This is a genomic window from Lentisphaera marina (assembly GCF_028745505.1).
Classification (GTDB): domain Bacteria; phylum Verrucomicrobiota; class Lentisphaeria; order Lentisphaerales; family Lentisphaeraceae; genus Lentisphaera; species Lentisphaera marina.
Genome location: NZ_JAQZZL010000001.1, coordinates 1561957 through 1579511, shown reverse-complemented (window position 1 = coordinate 1579511; position 17555 = coordinate 1561957). Strand labels below are relative to the sequence as shown.

Here is a 17555-nt window from a genome sequence, read left to right as displayed (position 1 = left end):
ACTTCACAATGAACTTATATTAGATCATAATTGATAACTTAGTACATTTTCCTGATCGCTACTATGCGATCACCCCGCACGAACTTGCATTCAATCGTAAGGTTCCGTTCAAGCTTACCTTCCACTTCATTGTAAATGGCTCGTGACATAGTGTAAGTCGTATTCCCAGACAAGAATAAATAGTCATCTGGCTCAGAATCATTCTTTTTTCTTTTGAGGACAAAAAAAGCCACCCAAATCGGAGTGGCCTCTGTCAAAACAAATATGAAAACTAAAAAAACAAATTTCTACTTCTCTTTTTTCCCTTTCTTCTTCATACTTTTGGCAAATTCCTTTTCATTGAGGAAGCCATCTTTGTCAGCATCCAATTTAGTAAACTTTTTCTTTAACTTTTTCTTATCACCTGCAAACTCTTCTACAGAGAGCTTACCGTCTTTATCAGTATCTTTATCCGCAAGCGTTGATGCAAATACGCTTCCCGCAAACATCAGGACAGCTGAAAATAATATTTTTTTCATTGTTGATAAACCTTTAATTTTTAAAAATCAATTTCAAATGACGCAACAAATGAGACCATTAATGATCCACATTTGATTTTTTATCGTCTCCATACTTATACGTCCACTAAAACTCCAAAAAGACATTTCAAAAAAAATTATAAAAAGTATCAACAATTCAAGCTTCTAAGAGAGCATTGAGTAGAGGTATATGATTTATGGAAAACAGCAAAAAAGCTTGCAAAACTAAATTACATCTTTGATGGCCATCAAAATTAATGAAATCCTTATAAAAGAACACGCTTCAGTAGATCAAAATAGAGATTCCCATTAGATTACTTAGCCAATATGCTTGCATCTATGCCGGGTTTTGCATAACTCTTATGTGATAAATGGATATAATCACGCGCGTAAATATATAAAAACCAGCAAATAACGTAACAAAACAACTACAAATAATAATAAATGTAGTTAATTTATCACAAACGAGATAAATTAACTACAAATAATAACAAATGTAGTAAAACTATTACGAGAGGTAATTATGGAACGTTCTAAAGCCATCAAATTCCTTAAGACACAACATGGAATTCACTTTACAAAAGATATTCTGAAAGCAGGAATATCTAAGCGTATGATGTACCAATTTAGAGATGAAGGCGTAATCAATCAACTTTCTCGTGGAATGTATCAATATTCTGAAGTAATCGAGGATCAATACACCAGCTACATTGAACTAACAAAAAGAAACCCTAAAGCTGTCTTCTGCCTTATTTCTTCCCTAGACTTTCATGGAATTGGAACACAAATACCCTACTCTCAATGGGTAAGTCTACCTAGAGGGATAAAGCGAAACAACAATTGCGATTATAACATCAAAGTCATTCACCCAACAAAAGAAATCTATAATTTGGGAATAGAAAATCATATGGTTAATAACATTGGTATCAAAGTTTACAGCCTTAGCAAAACAGTAGTGGACTGTTTCAAACATAGAAATAAAATTGGTCTTGATGTAGCACTGGAAGCACTAAAGGAATCTATTCGTCTTAAAAAAACTACTCGTAAAGAAATTGCTGAATATGCGATAAAGTGTAAAATGATGAATATTATGATGCCATACATGGAGTCTATTTAATGCCATTATCTGAAAACAATCGTGTAGAATCAGTAAAAAGGCGATTAAGAAATATTGCTCGAGATATTGGCATTAACCCCAATGCTATCCACACTCGATATGCACTGGAAAGATTCTTATACAGACTGAGTTTAACAGAACATAAAAATAGGATCACACTCAAAGGTGGTTTACTATTCTTCATGTGGTGCAACGATACGTTCCGTCCTACTAAAGACGCTGACTTTCTTATCAGCGGTGATAAAGATGAAGAGAGCATCAAACGGGCAATTGCAGAAATTTGTGATGTTAATGTCCCTGTAGATGACGCCATGGAATTTGATTCCAGTACGATTAGAGCATTCACGATTAAAGAAGTGGAAGAATACCAAGGTATACGTATCACATTAAAATCAAATCTTGGAAATATCCCCATACCGATTCAAATAGATATTGGCACTGGTGATGTGGTTACTCCTTATGCAATCGAAACTAACTACACAATTCTAATAGATGAACTCCCTGCGCCAAACTTAAAAGTCTATAACAAAGAAACCGTTATTGCAGAAAAAGGTAGTGTCCCAAATTTTCTGTAAATTCTGCTATAGCTCTACTTTAAGAGTTATGAATAGCTTCCGAGACTTCGCGAGAATGGGAACTTTCTCGTCGGAGCGAAATTGAGGAAGTTGTTTGTAACTCGGGGTAAAGAAGATGCAGAGTGGTGTTGCACCAAAACAACCCACAAGGAATTATTATGCACCACTCTACACACGAGAACAGTAGTGTCTTATTAGAAATGATCCACCAAGTCACAGAAAACGGCGAAAGCGGAATGCTTGAAGCTATGAGAGTATTACTAAATGAAGCGATGAAAGTAGAGAGAAGTAATTCTCTTGATGCTGCTCCATATGAACGCAATGAAAATCGCTTAGGTTATGCTAATGGCTATAAAAACAAAACCGTAAACACTCGACTTGGAGCAATGAAGCTCAACATTCCTCAAGTCAGAGGTGAAATCGATTTTTATCCAAGTTCTTTAGAAAAAGGCTTACGAAGTGAGCGAGCTTTGATGACAGCTATGGCCGAGAGTTATATTCAGGGAACTTCGACAAGAAAAGTCACGAAACTTCTAGAGAAAATGTGTGGTCTTTCCGTGAGTAAATCACAGGTGTCACGAGTTGTATCTGAGCTAGATGAAAGCTTAGAAAAGTGGCGTAACCGTCCTTTAGGGAAATATCATTACCTTTTGGTGGATGCGAGATACGAAAAAGTTAGAGTAGATAAGACTGTTCGAGATTGTGCTTTGTTAATTGCTTATGGGATAGATGAATCAGGAAAACGCTCAGTTTTAGGTACAAGTGTCTCTTTAAGTGAAGCTGAGGTTCATTGGAGAAACTTTTTCCTATCATTGAATGCTCGAGGACTTCATGGTCTTAAGATGATCACGAGCGACAGTCATTCGGGACTGAAAGCCGCTTTAACAACTGTCTTTGGGTCAATCCCATGGCAGAGGTGTCAATTTCATTTACAGCAGAATGCGGGGGCTTATGTGCCTAAGAAAGCGATGCGTTCAGAAGTTGCACAAGACATTCGAGATATCTTTAATACCCCTTCAAAACAGGACGCCGAAAGACTTTTAAAGCTTACTTGCTTAAAGTATGAAAACAGTGCTTCTCAATTATCTGAATGGATGGAATCCGCACTTCCTGAAGGCTTTTCTGTATTTGATTTAGATCGTTCTTGTTGGACAAAACTGAGAACCACCAATATGATTGAAAGACAGAATCGAGAAATTCTAAGGCGAACTAGAACCGTGTCTATTTTCCCAAATGAAGCTTCACTGCTTAGATTAGCGTCCGCTATTCTTATGGAATTAGATGAAACCTGGATAGCTACAAAAAGAGTTTATCTGTCTGTTTAACTAAAATTGGTCAACACCAATTTACAGAAACAACGGGACTCTATCCAGAAAAACTACAGGCGATGGTTAGTCTTGATATTACCAATAGCAGAATGAAAGATTTCTATGATGTATGGATGATCACTACGAAATTTGCTTATGATGAAAAAATTCTTATTGAAGCGATAACAGCCACCTTCAAAAGACGTGAAACAAAGTTCCCTGAAGGTATCAAATCATTAACTGAATACTTTTACGGCAATAAAACTAAGCAAACTCAGTGGAAAGCATTTATTAGAAAAAATAACATTGAGCCTAATGATTTAAGCTTGAAACAAGTGTGTGTCGAAATTCAGACCACTTTAGAAAACACCTTTGAGCAAATAAATAATAAGCCTTAACCAAATGCACCAAGTTAATAATGAAGAATTGCGAGTTTGTCTCGTGCAGATGTCCTCGACTCCAGTACTAGAGGAGAATTTAATACAAGCAAGTAAATTCATTAAAGATGCCGCTCAAGAACAAAATGATGTGATTATTTTCCCTGAATGTGCCCTGCTTTGGGCAAAAAAAGATATTACTCATGCTGAAGCGAAAACTCGCATAGAGTGGATTAATTTACTCGGAGCTCTATCAAAAGATAATAAGATCGCCGTCATTTGGGGTGGTCTCGCGGAAAGGGATGGAGATAGAATCTTCAATAGTTCATTCATTTTTGATGATGAGGGCTTATTGCTCGAGGTATATCGAAAAACTCATCTTTTTCAAATTTTCACACCCGGTAAGAAAGCCATCGATGAAACAGAGATCTATGAACATGGCGATTCAGGACCTTGCATTGTCAAAATCAAAGGTTGGTCTATTGGCATTAGTATTTGCTATGATCTTCGCTTCCCTGAATTTCTGAGGAATTATGCGGGCTGTGACCTGATGATTAATTCAGCTGCTTTCACAAAAAAGACTGGCGAAGCTCATTGGGAAGTCTTGATGCGTGCCCGAGCCATAGAAAACCAGTCTTATGTCATAGGCTCAGCGCAATGTGGTCAGAATGCATTAAGCGGCATTACTGCCTATGGTCATTCTCTAGCTATTAATCCTTGGGGCGAAGTCTTAACTGATCTAGGAGAATGTGTGAACAGTCAAAACTTAGTTTTACATAAGCACCTTATTAAACAAACTAGAGAAAGTCTCCCTGCTCTATACACTAGCTTCCCTGAGCTAAGAGAGTAAACACGAGCCACTCACTGTAGCAAAATGCTAGGACATGAGCTTGGCACAGTGCGCCAAGCTGACACGCATACGCTAAGGCGAAACCAAAATGGATTTTTATTATTTTTATAAATATATGTAAAACAATAGATTAAAGACTGATCAACAATCTTGGCATAAGTTCTCCTCTAATGGGCACAGTTCCAATTAATTTAAAACTAACGGAGAAATAAAAATGGCTAAGATCCTCGGTATCGACCTCGGTACAACAAACTCATGTATGGCCGTCATGGAAAATGGCGAAGCCACAGTAATCCCTAACGCAGAAGGTCACAGAACAACTCCTTCTGTTGTTGCATTCACAAAAAATGGCGAAGAACTTGTAGGTCAAACTGCAAAACGTCAGGCAGTAACTAACCCAACGAACACAATCTTCTCTGCGAAGCGTTTCATGGGTCGTAAATTTGCTGAAGTTAAGCACGAAATCGAGCTTGTTCCTTACGAAGTTGTGGAAGCAAAAAATGGTGATGCTCATATTAAAGTTGGCGACACAGTTTACTCACCACCAGAAATCTCTGCAAAAATTATTGCTAAACTCAAGCGCGATGCAGAAGCTTACCTCGGTGAAACTCTCACTGAAGCGGTAATCACTGTTCCAGCTTACTTTAATGATGCTCAGCGTCAAGCCACAAAAGATGCTGGTAAAATTGCCGGTGTTGATGTAAAGCGTATCATTAACGAACCAACTGCTGCGGCACTTTCTTACGGTCTTGAAAAAGACAACGATCAAAGAATTTGTGTGTATGACCTTGGTGGCGGTACTTTCGACGTAACTGTACTCGAACTAGGTGATGGTGTTTTCGAAGTAGAAGCAACTAATGGTGACACTCACCTCGGTGGCGATGACTTTGACGAATCAATCATCAACCTGCTCGTAGAAGAATTCAAAAAAGAAAACGGCATTGACCTTCGTCAAGATGCTTTCGCCCTTCAACGTCTTAAAGAAGAAGGCGAGAAAGCAAAATGCGAACTCTCTACTGCTCAGTCAACTGACATCAACCTCCCATTCATCACTGCTGATGCAACTGGTCCTAAGCACTTACAGTTCACACTTTCACGTGCGAAACTTGAAGAAGTCACTGATAGCCTCGTAACTCGTTCAATCCTCCCTGTAGATGCTTGCTTGAAAGATGCGGGTGCTAATGTTGGCGACATCGACGAAATCATCATGGTTGGTGGTCAGACTCGTATGCCTAAAGTTATTGAAGCCGTAAAAGAGCGCTTCGGTAAAGATCTTCACCGCGGTGTAAACCCTGACGAATGTGTGGCACTTGGTGCAGCAATCCAAGGTGGTGTACTCACTGGTGACGTGAACGACGTTCTTCTTCTCGACGTAACGCCCCTTTCACTTGGTATCGAGACTATGGGTGGTGTTTTTACTGCACTTATCGAGCGTAACACAACTATCCCTACTAAGAAGTCTGAGACTTTCTCAACGGCTGCTGACAACCAAACTGCAGTAGACATCGTCGTTTACCAAGGTGAGCGTCCAATGGCTAATCAAAACAAGAAAACTGGTGATTTCCGTCTCGACGAAATCAAAGCAGCTCCTCGTGGCGTCCCACAAATCGAAGTAACTTTCGATATCGATGCCAATGGTATCCTAAAAGTTTCTGCGAAAGATAAAGAAACTGGCAAAGAACAGCACATCACTATTAAGCCTGACTCAGGTCTAAGCGAAGAAGAAATCGAACGCATGGTTAACGATGCAAAAGATAACGAAGCTGCAGACAAAGAGTTACGTGAAAACATCGAAACTAAAAACAAAGCAGAAGGTCTAGTTTTCCAAGTCGAAAAACAACTCGGTGAACTCGGCGACAAAATCCCTGCGGACGTTAAAGAGTCTTTCGATGCGGACATCGCAAAAATCAAAGAAGCTTGTGAAGCAAACAACTATGCTGAGATCAAAGAACTCACAGAGAAGTTTGAAGCTCGCCTCCAAGAACTCGGTCAGTACATGGGTGCTCCAGGTGCTGATGCCGCTGGCGCAGCCGGAGCGGCAGGTGCTGCCGGAGCCGCTGGCGCAGCTGGTTCTGAAAAGAAAAAAGAAGACGACGACATCATCGACGCCGACTTCGTTTAAGCTACAAATCTGCTGACTCCTCTGTGGGAGTCAGCTTTCCTTATACACTAACCAAAACCTAAATACGGAGAAAACCAACTATGAGCATTCAGCCTCTAGGTGATCGCGTTCTCGTTCAAGAGATCGAAGTAAAAGAAGTAAGCGTGGGTGGAATTATCCTACCTGATTCTGCTAAAGAAAAACCACAAGAAGCCAAAGTTATTGCCCTCGGTACTGGTGGCATTGACGCTAATGGTAAAGAAATCACTTTCCACGTTGCCGAAGGCGACACAGTGATTGTCTCTAAATACGGTGGCACGGAAGTTAAAGCTGATGGTCAAGAATACAAAATTCTTAACCAGAACGACATCCTCGCAGTAGTAAAATAATTTTAGGAAAAGTTACAAATGGCTAAACAATTAATTTTTGACGAGAATGCTCGTCGTAAGCTCCTCGCTGGTGTTGAGAAGCTCTCTAAAGCAGTAAAAGTTACTCTTGGTCCAAAAGGCCGTAATGTCGTTCTCGACAAGAGCTTTGGCACTCCTCACATCACAAAAGATGGTGTTTCTGTAGCTAAAGAAATCGAACTCGAATGCCCTTACGAAAACATGGGTGCTCAAATGGTTCGCGAAGTTGCTTCAAAAACTGCTGACCTCGCTGGTGATGGCACAACTACTGCTACAGTTCTTGCTGAAGCAATCTACCGTGAAGGCCTGAAGAACGTAACTGCAGGCGCAAATCCAATGAGCCTCAAGCGTGGTATTGACAAAGCTGTTGCTGCAATGGTTGCAGAACTCGAAAGCATCAGCACTCCTGTTGAAACTAATGATCAAGTTAAGCAGATCGCTACGATCTCTGCTAACGGCGACGACGAAATCGGTAGCATCATTGCTGAAGCTATGGATAAAGTTGGTAAAGACGGCACAATCGCTGTTGAAGAGTCAAAAACTATCGAAACAACTCTCGACGTTGTAGATGGTATGCAATTCGACAAAGGTTACCTCTCGCCTTACTTCTCAACTAACCTTGAGTCACGTGAAGCGATCCTCGAAGATCCTTACATCCTCATTTTCGAAAAGAAAATCAGCAACCTCCAAGACATGCTCCCACTTCTCCAAGAAGTAAGCAAGACTGGCAAGCCTTTCCTTATCATTGCTGAAGACGTAGAGGGCGAAGCTCTTTCTACTCTCGTCATCAACAAGCTCCGTGGCACTCTTAATGTTTGTGCTGTTAAAGCTCCTGGTTTTGGCGATCGTCGTAAAGCTATGCTCGAAGACATTGCTATCCTCACTGGTGGTAAGTGCATCACTGAAGACCTCGGTATGAAGCTTGAGAACGTAACTATTGATGATCTTGGTTCTGCTAAGCGCGTTATCGTTGACAAAGACAACACTGTTGTTGTTGATGGTAAAGGCGCACAAGCTGAAATCATGGGTCGCGTTAAGCTTATCAAAGCTCAAATCGACGAGTCAACTTCTGAGTACGACAAAGAAAAGCTCCAAGAGCGTCTTGCGAAGCTCGCTGGTGGTGTTGCTGTTATCAACGTTGGTGCTGCAACTGAAACTGAAATGAAAGAGAAGAAAGACCGCGTTGACGATGCGCTTCACGCAACTCGTGCAGCTGTTGACGAAGGTATTGTTGCTGGTGGCGGTGTTGCATACATCCGTGCACAAGCTGCAGTAGCTGGTATCGAACTTTCTGGCGACGAAGCCGTTGGTGCATCTATCATTGCACGTGCTTGTGAAGCTCCTCTCCGTCAACTCGTTAACAATGCAGCTGGCGAAGCGTCAATTGTCATTGCTAAAGTACGCGAAGGCGAAGGTAACTTCGGTTTCAACGTAGCTACTGATGAGTATGTTGACATGCTTGCAGCTGGTGTAATTGATCCTAAGAAAGTAACTCGCTCTGCTTTACAGCACGCTGGTTCTATCTCTGGTCTTCTTCTTACTACTGAATGTCTGATTACTGACATCAAAGAAGAAGCTCCTGCTGGCGGCGGTGGTGATCACCACGGCGGCGGAATGCCTGGCGGCATGGGCGGAATGCCCGGCATGATGTAATCAGTTTTAACTGATTGATAAAAAAGGCGTCCCAAATGGGGCGCCTTTTTTTATGCACAATAAAAAAAAATTATATATCCAGTAACAAGTTAATTTTTATATCGCTTCTCTAAGCAAGATCAATTATTAAACAAAGTAAGAGAAGAACATGAAGCAATTCCTTATAGCTATCACATGCTTAATGACAGTTAGCACCTACGCCTTAGAACATAACATGGCTACAAAAGACCTTGATCAAAGAATGGCATGGTTTAACGATGCCAAATTTGGCATGTTCATTCACTGGGGAGCCTATTCCGTTTTGAAGGGATCTTGGCAAGGTAAAAAAATGGAATTTTATGCAGAATGGATCCAAGCAAAGGCAGACATTCCCAAAGAACAATATGTGAAAGTAGCCGAGCAATTTAATCCAGATCAATTTGATGCCGATGCTTGGGCCAAAGCTGCATATGACGCCGGCATGAAATACATGGTCATTACGACCAAACACCACGAAGGTTTTTGTCTCTGGGATAGCCAATACACAAAGTACGATATTAAAGACACGGCAGGAATTGATCGCGATTTATTGGGAGAGCTTAGTGAGGCCTGCAAAAAATACGGCCTTAAATTTGGAACTTATTATTCGACAATTGATTGGCATCACGATTCTCAAAAGCCGGTTGAAGGCGTCACAGGACACTGGAATAAATGGGCTAAAATCGAGATGGTATCACCACAGAAAAAGAAAGAATATGTCCAGTACATGAAAAATCAGCTTCAAGAACTCGTGGATCGCTACGACACACAAATCTTTTGGTTTGATGGCGACTGGAATGACTTTTGGACTATGGAAGATGGCAAAGACCTCTATGATTTCTTACGTAAAATCCAACCCAATGCGATCATCAATAATCGCGTCGCTAAGAGAAAAGAATTTAAGTATGATTTTGGTACTCCTGAAAACCAAACGCCGGGAGAAAAACTCGATTACTACTGGGAAGCCTGTTGGACGATCAATCACTCATGGGGTTATAAAGCTCACGATACAAAGTGGAAAAGTTCTAAAACTCTGATTCAAAAGCTCATCGATATAAATTCAAAGGGAGGAAATCTCTTACTTAATGTGGGTCCCACACCTGAAGGGACTTTTCCTGACGGATGCATTGATCGCTTAGCGCAAATGGGTGCATGGACACAGGTTCATGCTAAGACCCTCTATGAAACTGAATACGCTCCGGTTAAAACACCTTCTTGGGGCCGCGTGCTTAAAAAAGACAACTCACTCTTTCTGCATGTTTTTGATTGGCCTAAAAATCAGAAACTCACAATTGAAGGCCTAGAAGGCACGATTCACAAAGCTTACGTTTTTAATAAGCCTGAGGAAGCTCTTGTTTTTGAAAAAGAATCACAAAGTTTCAATATCACCGTCCCTAAAGAAGCTTATGATCACAATTCTTCAGTCGTAGTACTCGAATTTGAGCCCAATAGTCTTTCTTTTGCGAAGGTAGCAAAGAATGAAAAGTCATTCAGCAATGACATCAACCTAGCTTTAACTTCAGCAAGAATTCAAGGAAAAAGTATCGTTTATGAAAAAGACTCTCAAACTCTACGCTCTTTCAACTCTAACAAGGATAGCGTAAGGTGGAATCAAGAAATTGTTATTCCAGGAAAATACGAAGTATTGCTAAGTAGTTCTCTTAATGGGCCCGAAAATGATTTTGAAGTCAAATTAAATGATATAGTTTTGAAGGCTAAGTCATCAAACACTGGTAAGTGGGCTAAGTTTGAAGAAATATCTTTAGGAGAAGTTGAGCTTGACCAAATTGGAAATTATAGCATTTCTTTAAGAAAAACTTCTGCAAATCATAAGTCACTATTTAAATTAAAATCTATTCGTCTTCGTCCCATTCATTAGGATTCATAAATGATAAAATTCTTTCCTTTACTCATAGCTCTTTTTTGTTCATGCCATCAAAGCCCCAAAAATAAAGAGACTTACGCACCTAGTCCCACAACATATAAGCCTCTCCCTAAATTAACTGAGCAAGCCATTTATGTTAAGCTCCATACTGATGCGAATGGTGATGGCTCTATTGAAAAACCTTATTCGTCAATTGCCACTGCAATCGAGAAATCCCCAGAAGGCTCGACAATTTATTTACGCGAGGGTAAATACCAAGAGCTTATCCAAGTCAAGAATTCCGATAAAAAAATCACCATTGCAGCCTACCCTGGCGAAAAGGTTATTATTGACGGCACAAAGGAACTTTCGCCACAGTGGAAACACTATAAAAACAATATCTATCGAACTCCAGTTGAAAGCCCCGTATGGCAACTCTTTGTTAATGAGCAATACTCATACTTAGCACGTTGGCCAAATGCCACTTTTGAAAATGGAAAAATATGGCGCATGACTCAAGGAATGCGCAGTTTAAATGGAGGTTATAAATCAGGCCAAGCCACTGGAAAAAGTCGCCTGGGCCTAGCCTACGACGACTCTTTTAAATCACATGATAAAAATGGATTTAATGAAGGCGATAGTCGTTACTCAGAGAGCGACAGTACTTTAAGCCTCGCGGATTCAGGTTTAGATTTCACTAATTCCATTGCCGTACTCAATATCGGCCATTGGTTAACATGGGCGCGACCTATTACAAAGCACAAAGTAGGTTCAGATCATTTCTCTTACAACAGTCAGGGAATTAGTCTTCCTGAACTCCATCAGCACACTGCTTATTATATTTATGGTCTAGCCGCTCTCGACCAAAATAATGAATGGTGGTATGACAAGGATAAGAAATTCCTTTATTACAAAGCTAAGGACAAACAAAGCCTAGACCAACTCAAGTTCACAACCCGTAAAGTTGATTTCATGCTGGAATTAAGCAATGTAAAAAACATCAGTTTTGAAAATATCGATTTTTTTGCAGCTGGCTACAACGTAAAGTCCTGCGAGAATATTCAGTTTAAAAACTGTCGTTTTGACTACTTAAGTGACAATAAATATGTGCTAGGTAAGTTTGATTGGTTTACTGCTTTTAATGGAAATACAAACAATCAAATGTCCTCTTTTTTCGGTGGCAAAAACAATCAAATTATTAATTGTATTTTCTCTCGTTGCAATGCACCCATTATTTTTAGAAGTGAAAATACCTTAGTCGAAAACTGTTTATTTGAAGATATTGAATGGGATGTCAACACTAATGGTGGCTCAGGATCGGTGATGATTGGCAAAGGTAGCACTATACGTCATTGCACTCTGTCTAAAACCGGGAACTCAGAAGGAATACGAGCTCTTGAAGATTCGTGCACAATCCAGTATAATCGCGTTTTTGATGCTGGGAACCTTCAACATGATGGCTCGGGTATCAATGTTGGTACCAAAGTTCAAAAAGGTGCCATCGTTAGTCACAACTGGGTCCACGACTGCAATCGTCAAGGTGTCAGGTTTGATTATCATGGTATGAACGTTTTCCAAAAAGATGGCTCTGTCTATGGCGATGGCCTCTATGCATTTAACGTCATATGGAATACTCAGCCCAGTCAAGTTAAAGGTGACCGTCACCTCATTTTTAATAATACTATTGTTAGCTGTAACTATTTCCCTGACCCCAGTAATGAACCCTTCAATTTTAGTATTCAAGGCTTCAAAGCCATGCATGGTATAATGGGTAATGAACACTCAATCATTCGTAATAACCTGGCAAATATTAGTCACCGTAGTTGGGACCTTCGCATAATTGAGAGGAGAACGGAGAACTATAAAAATGGAGTTCGCCTATTCAAAGACTTAAACTATAATGTCTTACCAGGAGTCCATGACCATAATATGAAAGAAGCTGGTGCGGCTTATAAATATTTGCGAGATCCCCAAAATCTAGATTTTCGTCCACAATTAAAGAGCCCCCTTATTGCTGTAGGCAAAAATATCCTAGCACAGGAAAACCCTAGTAAATACACTTCACTCAATACTTTCAAAGAACTTCAAAAAACTATGGATATTGGCGCCTATCAGAGTCAAAGTACCAAGTACTGGATACCTGGATACAAAAGCTTAAAAAGCTCTCAAGCTATCCCCTTAGACCAAGGAGAAGTCACCAGTCTCAAAGTTGATCTAATGTTTCTCGAAGCTTACCAAGCCAGTAGTCATAAAGTCTACTTTGGCACGAGCCCCACAAAGCTTAAACTCATTCGAGAACTCAGTGCTAGTAATATTTGTCCTAGCCCCTTACTACAAGCAGGACAGAAGTATTTTTGGCGCGTCGACGCTATCTACCCTGATGGAATCAGCTCTGGACCAACTTGGTCCTTCTCTGTCAAATAATCTACAAAGTCAGAAATTATTACCCACGAATAATTACCTAAGTGTTATGCTCCTCTATAAGCTTAACACTCCAAAGGATTATATTCTTTTAGATATCAATTATTTACGAATCATTGCCTAGAACTATACCCGCTTAATATTGACGCCCATCAGATCTTTAGACACGAACCATCATAAAAGGCGGATATGCAGATAATTAGGTACAAAAAAAGCACTTACATCTCTGTAAGTGCCAGACTGTTGACAAAGTCCTCCCGTGTGGAGGACTTTTTTATTGGTTAAATTATATTGACTAATGATTAAAAAACAGTCAAAACAGTCCGAGTTTGAATTCGTTTGCCTTGAGCAATTAGTTCCGCAAGACCACCTTTTGCGGAAGATCGACTCCATTGTCGATTTTGAATTCATTCACCACAAGGTGGCACACCTCTATTGCCCAACAAATGGTCGTCCCGGCGTTGATCCAGTCGTTCTTTTTAAGATGCTTTTTATTGGATATCTATTTGGTATTCGCAGCGAGCGTCAACTCATTCGTGAGATAGAAATGAATATGGCTTATCGCTGGTTTCTTGGTTATAACTTACAGGATAAAATTCCGCACCACTCAACCATCAGCCAAAACCGTCGCCGTCGTTTTCAAGAGAGCAATGTTTATCAAGAAATATTCGATGAGATCGTTCTCTTAGCTATGGAGCGTAAGCTTGTCGATGGAAAGCACCTTTATACCGACTCTACTCACTTAAAGGCTAATGCCAATAAGAATAAATTTGATAAGCAAGACGTTGAGAAGTCGACTCGAGATTATTTAGATGTTCTCAATAAAGATATCGCGAAAGATCGAGCTCAAAATGATAAGAAGCCTCTCAAAAAAAAAGATAGTAGCCCGGTGATTAAAGAAACGAAGATCAGCACCACTGATCCAGACAGTGGTTATATGGTCAGGGATGGTAAACCCAAAGGCTTTTTCTATCTAGATCACAGGACTGTCGATGGGAAGTTTAATATTATCACTGACAGTTTTGTCACCGCGGGAAATGTTCACGACAGTATCCCGTATCTCAAGCGCTTGGATCACCAACTTGAACGGTTTAATTTTAATGTCGAAGCTGTTGGTTTAGATGCCGGTTATTTCACCGCGGGAATCTGCAAAGGACTTGTGGATCGAGATATTTTCGGTGTGATAAGCTATCGACGCCCGAACCATATTAAAGGTTATTTCCGGAAAAGTCAGTTCATTTACAACTCTACAGACAATAGCTATACCTGCCCGGCAGAGCAGGTACTTCCTTATCGAACAACCACTCGCGAAGGCTTCCGCGAATATGCTTCAAACCCTAAAACCTGCACCAACTGCTCATTGCGAAGCCAGTGTACAAAAAGTGCGAATCACACAAAGATCGTCACACGACATATCTGGGAGGATCAAAAAGAGTGCATCAAGAAAAACCGACTCACACCAGAAGGTAAAATCCTATATAAACGAAGGCAGGAAACCGTGGAGAGGAGTTTCGCTGACTCAAAGCAATTACACGGTCACCGTTATGCGAAATTGCGTGGAATTAAAAAGGTTCAAGAGCAGTGTCTTTTAGCCGCCGCATGCCAAAATATGAAGAAAATTGCTATCGCTTCGTAAAGGAGCACTGCATTTCTTGATGAACGCAGAATTTCACTCAAGAAAACACCAACAAGCTCCTGCAAGACATTTCTACATACTGTAAGAACCTTTTGTTGAAATTATAAAATATTTGCTTTTCTGTACAAAAAGAAAACCCCCGTTACAAAAACGGGGGTTTATCAACAGTCTGGCACTTACATCTCTGTAAGTGCCTGTCTTTCAAGTGGGCCCTGAGGGACTTGAACCCGCGACCGTCCGATTATGAGTCGGATGCTCTAACCAACTGAGCTAAGAGCCCGAAAAACGAGTTGAACTATGCCACCTATGAACGTGAATTCAAATATATTTCAGCGATAAAGAGTAAAAAATCTTTCAATAATTTTGATGATATATTTTCCACCAGAGATCTAAAAATCGACTCAAGTGATTTACTTACTTACATGACAAGAGCTTAAGTATATCCTGCTCATACATTCTTATAAGTTGCGTATTTTAGCTCTTATTAGTCAATAGCTAATAAAAATAAGCCTTTCTTTACAAAATAAGCTATTTAATATTTGCAATTTATATTTTTAGTCAATAATTTAAAGTAACTAATTAATATAAGGTACTTATTTATGAAAGGTTTAACTGATCGTCAACAAGAAACCCTTGACTTCATCGAGGACTTTACGGCTCGAGAAGGCATGGCTCCCACGATTTATGAAATTGCCGAGCGCTTCAATATCAAATCAGCTACAAGTTTTGCTCATGTTCGTGCATTACAAAGAAAGGGTTATTTAACGCGTAGCAGCAAGGCTCGCAGTATGACTGTAACTAATACGACAACAAGACCACGCAATTTATCTTTCATGCTCAGCATTCCCCTACTCGGTCGCATATCTGCTGGCATGCCACTCATGGCTGAAGAAAATGTGGAAAGAGAAATTCAAATTGACCCTGCCTCCTTCCAAGGTCTACGTGCTGATGGTCGACTTTTTGCTCTTCTCGTCAATGGTGAAAGCATGCGCGAAGCGGGAATTCTCGATGGAGATTCTATCATTGTCAAACAACAGGATAATGCCAATGCTGGAGATATTGTTGTCGCCATGGTTAATGGTGATACCACGGTAAAACAACTTTATTTCACTAATGGAAAAATCGAACTTCGTCCTTGCAACGAAGAGTTTCAGACTCAATTTTATGAGCCTTCTGAAGTCTATATTCAAGGAAAAGTCGTTGCACTGCAGCGCACGATATAATTAATCTTCACTAAGATTCAACAGGGGCTCAAATTGAGCTCCTTTTTTTGTGCTCAAATCAATCCTTTTGGTACTTTAGTAACTCCACCCAAGTCAAATGCCAAGACCTAAAACTAAGCTTCAAAGTATTGTTATTTGTTATTATAGCTAAGCTTTTTGTAAATTGGTGAAAAAGTATTATTAATCTTTCTAATTAAATCATAGACAAAGAGTTTTACATGCCATTCGATGAACTAAATTTTCCTGATTACCTCAATCAAGCACTGAGTAAACTCGGCTTTACTGACGCTACTGACATTCAGAGCAAAGCGATTCCACTTATCAAAGAGGGAAAAGACCTCTTAGCTGAATCGCAAACTGGTACAGGCAAGACTCTGGCATTTTCATTTCCTCTGATAGAACGAATCAACAGCCTTCCACCAAAAAAGAAAAAAATATCGATTCTAGGACTCATATTAGTCCCCACTCGCGAACTGGCTATTCAGGTTAAAAATGCCTTTGATAGCTATGCTGAATTCTCTCTACGAAATATCAAGTCTACCACACTCATTGGCGGTGAAGATATTGATGGTCAAATCCGTCAATTACGCATGGGGCTTGACGTTTTAATCGCCACTCCTGGTCGTATCATTGAGTTAATTAAACTTGGAGAAGTACGGCTCTTTGAATTAGAAATGTTGATCCTAGATGAAGCTGACAAGATGCTCGATCTTGGCTTTGCAGATGAACTAAAGGATTTGCTAAGTGCACTCCCCAAAAAACGCCAAAATCTGCTCTTCTCTGCAACTATGCCAAAAAAAGTTCAGGCCCTAGCTGAAGATTTTCTAAATGAGGCGGAAGAACTTCGCATTAGTCGCGACCACATCACGGGCGATAATATTGAGCAACGCCTTATTGAAGTTGATGCGAATTTACGTCGCCAAGTTTTGCAAAAATTATTTAAAGAAGAGAACTGGAAACATACGATCATTTTTGTTTCCAGTAAACGCTCTGCATTTAACCTAGCCAATAAACTTAAAAAAGCAGGAATTCAGGCCGAAGACTTTCATGGCGACTTAAGCCAGGAAGAACGCATCAAGGTTCTGAAACGCTTTCAAAACAAAGATTTCCCGATTCTCATTGCGACCGATATTGCCGCTAGAGGAATTGACATCAGTAAATTGAGTCACGTCATTAACTATGACTTGCCACGCTCACCCATGGATTATGTTCACCGCATTGGACGCACGGGACGTGCAGGCAAAAAAGGTGTTGCCATTTCATTTATTAACCCAGCTACAGAAGCTCAGTTCAAAACGATTGAAAAACAGGCCGGCATCAAATTGACGAAAAAACGTGTGGATGGTTTTGAAGAAATTACTCCTATCGAAGCTCCCAAAGCCAAGGGACCGATAAAAGGTAAACGCAAGAGTAAGAAAGATAAACTTAGAGAAGCCAAACAAAATAAATCATCCTAGACAAAAAAAATGCCGGTATAAAAACCGGCAT

General features: G+C 40.1%; 14 protein-coding genes and 1 tRNA gene. 13 read left to right on the top strand and 2 right to left on the bottom strand.

Annotated features, from left to right (window positions below; translation table 11 throughout):
- Positions 1–287 precede the first annotated feature (287 nt).
- The gene (locus tag PQO01_RS06560) at positions 288–518 is read right to left on the bottom strand and encodes an EF-hand domain-containing protein (RefSeq protein ID WP_274313233.1); all 231 of its coding nucleotides are present in this window, start codon (positions 516–518) and stop codon (positions 288–290) included.
- Between the two features lie 523 nt (positions 519–1041).
- On the opposite strand from PQO01_RS06560, the gene PQO01_RS06555 reads away from it, so the two are divergent.
- From PQO01_RS06555 to PQO01_RS06505, 11 genes are all read left to right on the top strand, one after another.
- Positions 1042–1635, top strand: coding sequence for a type IV toxin-antitoxin system AbiEi family antitoxin domain-containing protein (locus PQO01_RS06555; RefSeq protein WP_274313232.1), 594 nt, complete (start codon positions 1042–1044; stop codon positions 1633–1635).
- Positions 1635–2210 carry a nucleotidyl transferase AbiEii/AbiGii toxin family protein gene (locus tag PQO01_RS06550; protein ID WP_274313231.1) on the top strand — a complete coding sequence of 192 codons (576 nt, stop codon included), beginning with the start codon at positions 1635–1637 and terminating at the stop codon, positions 2208–2210. The genes PQO01_RS06555 and PQO01_RS06550 overlap by 1 nt, the downstream gene beginning before the upstream one ends.
- 158 nt (positions 2211–2368) lie before the next feature.
- Entirely contained in the window at positions 2369–3535 is a 1167-nt protein-coding gene (locus tag PQO01_RS06545) for an IS256 family transposase (RefSeq protein WP_274312071.1), read from the top strand.
- Positions 3499–3915, top strand: a complete 417-nt coding sequence (locus PQO01_RS06540) for a nucleotidyl transferase AbiEii/AbiGii toxin family protein (RefSeq protein ID WP_337994447.1) — start codon at positions 3499–3501, stop codon at positions 3913–3915. The genes PQO01_RS06545 and PQO01_RS06540 overlap by 37 nt, the downstream gene beginning before the upstream one ends.
- Positions 3916–3919: 4 nt before the next feature.
- On the top strand, positions 3920–4744 hold the full coding sequence (locus tag PQO01_RS06535) for a nitrilase-related carbon-nitrogen hydrolase (protein ID WP_274313230.1): 825 nt from the start codon (positions 3920–3922) through the stop codon (positions 4742–4744).
- Positions 4745–4958: 214 nt separating this feature from the next.
- The gene (gene dnaK, locus PQO01_RS06530; protein WP_274313229.1) at positions 4959–6866 is read left to right on the top strand and encodes a molecular chaperone DnaK; all 1908 of its coding nucleotides are present in this window, start codon (positions 4959–4961) and stop codon (positions 6864–6866) included.
- An 80-nt stretch (positions 6867–6946) separates the two neighbouring features.
- The gene (gene groES, locus PQO01_RS06525) at positions 6947–7234 is read left to right on the top strand and encodes a co-chaperone GroES (protein ID WP_274313228.1); all 288 of its coding nucleotides are present in this window, start codon (positions 6947–6949) and stop codon (positions 7232–7234) included.
- A gap of 18 nt (positions 7235–7252) precedes the next feature.
- Positions 7253–8905 carry a chaperonin GroEL gene (gene groL, locus PQO01_RS06520; protein WP_274313227.1) on the top strand — a complete coding sequence of 551 codons (1653 nt, stop codon included), beginning with the start codon at positions 7253–7255 and terminating at the stop codon, positions 8903–8905.
- A 148-nt stretch (positions 8906–9053) separates the two neighbouring features.
- Positions 9054–10802 (top strand): alpha-L-fucosidase, encoded by a 1749-nt coding sequence (locus tag PQO01_RS06515; RefSeq protein ID WP_274313226.1) that lies wholly within the window; start codon positions 9054–9056, stop codon positions 10800–10802.
- A 9-nt stretch (positions 10803–10811) separates the two neighbouring features.
- Positions 10812–13211 carry a right-handed parallel beta-helix repeat-containing protein gene (locus PQO01_RS06510; RefSeq protein WP_274313225.1) on the top strand — a complete coding sequence of 800 codons (2400 nt, stop codon included), beginning with the start codon at positions 10812–10814 and terminating at the stop codon, positions 13209–13211.
- Between the two features lie 295 nt (positions 13212–13506).
- Positions 13507–14844, top strand: a complete 1338-nt coding sequence (locus PQO01_RS06505; protein WP_274312506.1) for an IS1182 family transposase — start codon at positions 13507–13509, stop codon at positions 14842–14844.
- Positions 14845–15050: 206 nt separating this feature from the next.
- Here the strand turns inward: PQO01_RS06505 and PQO01_RS06500 are convergent.
- Positions 15051–15124, bottom strand: a tRNA-Ile gene (locus PQO01_RS06500).
- A 319-nt stretch (positions 15125–15443) separates the two neighbouring features.
- On the opposite strand from PQO01_RS06500, the gene lexA reads away from it, so the two are divergent.
- Together lexA and PQO01_RS06490 are read left to right on the top strand one after the other, a co-directional pair.
- Positions 15444–16067: a transcriptional repressor LexA gene (gene lexA, locus PQO01_RS06495; RefSeq protein WP_274313224.1), complete on the top strand. Its 624-nt coding sequence runs from the start codon at positions 15444–15446 to the stop codon at positions 16065–16067.
- A 218-nt stretch (positions 16068–16285) separates the two neighbouring features.
- Entirely contained in the window at positions 16286–17524 is a 1239-nt protein-coding gene (locus PQO01_RS06490) for a DEAD/DEAH box helicase (RefSeq protein ID WP_274313223.1), read from the top strand.
- Positions 17525–17555 lie beyond the last annotated feature (31 nt).

Coding starts and splice junctions, on each gene's coding strand:
- PQO01_RS06490 (WP_274313223.1), top strand. CDS start 16,286: ATGCCATTCGATGAACTAAATTTTCCTGATTACCTCAATCAAGCACTG.
- PQO01_RS06535 (WP_274313230.1), top strand. CDS start 3,920: ATGCACCAAGTTAATAATGAAGAATTGCGAGTTTGTCTCGTGCAGATG.
- PQO01_RS06550 (WP_274313231.1), top strand. CDS start 1,635: ATGCCATTATCTGAAAACAATCGTGTAGAATCAGTAAAAAGGCGATTA.
- PQO01_RS06555 (WP_274313232.1), top strand. CDS start 1,042: ATGGAACGTTCTAAAGCCATCAAATTCCTTAAGACACAACATGGAATT.
- groES (WP_274313228.1), top strand. CDS start 6,947: ATGAGCATTCAGCCTCTAGGTGATCGCGTTCTCGTTCAAGAGATCGAA.
- PQO01_RS06510 (WP_274313225.1), top strand. CDS start 10,812: ATGATAAAATTCTTTCCTTTACTCATAGCTCTTTTTTGTTCATGCCAT.
- PQO01_RS06545 (WP_274312071.1), top strand. CDS start 2,369: ATGCACCACTCTACACACGAGAACAGTAGTGTCTTATTAGAAATGATC.
- groL (WP_274313227.1), top strand. CDS start 7,253: ATGGCTAAACAATTAATTTTTGACGAGAATGCTCGTCGTAAGCTCCTC.
- PQO01_RS06560 (WP_274313233.1), bottom strand. CDS start 518: ATGAAAAAAATATTATTTTCAGCTGTCCTGATGTTTGCGGGAAGCGTA.
- lexA (WP_274313224.1), top strand. CDS start 15,444: ATGAAAGGTTTAACTGATCGTCAACAAGAAACCCTTGACTTCATCGAG.
- dnaK (WP_274313229.1), top strand. CDS start 4,959: ATGGCTAAGATCCTCGGTATCGACCTCGGTACAACAAACTCATGTATG.
- PQO01_RS06515 (WP_274313226.1), top strand. CDS start 9,054: ATGAAGCAATTCCTTATAGCTATCACATGCTTAATGACAGTTAGCACC.
- PQO01_RS06505 (WP_274312506.1), top strand. CDS start 13,507: ATGATTAAAAAACAGTCAAAACAGTCCGAGTTTGAATTCGTTTGCCTT.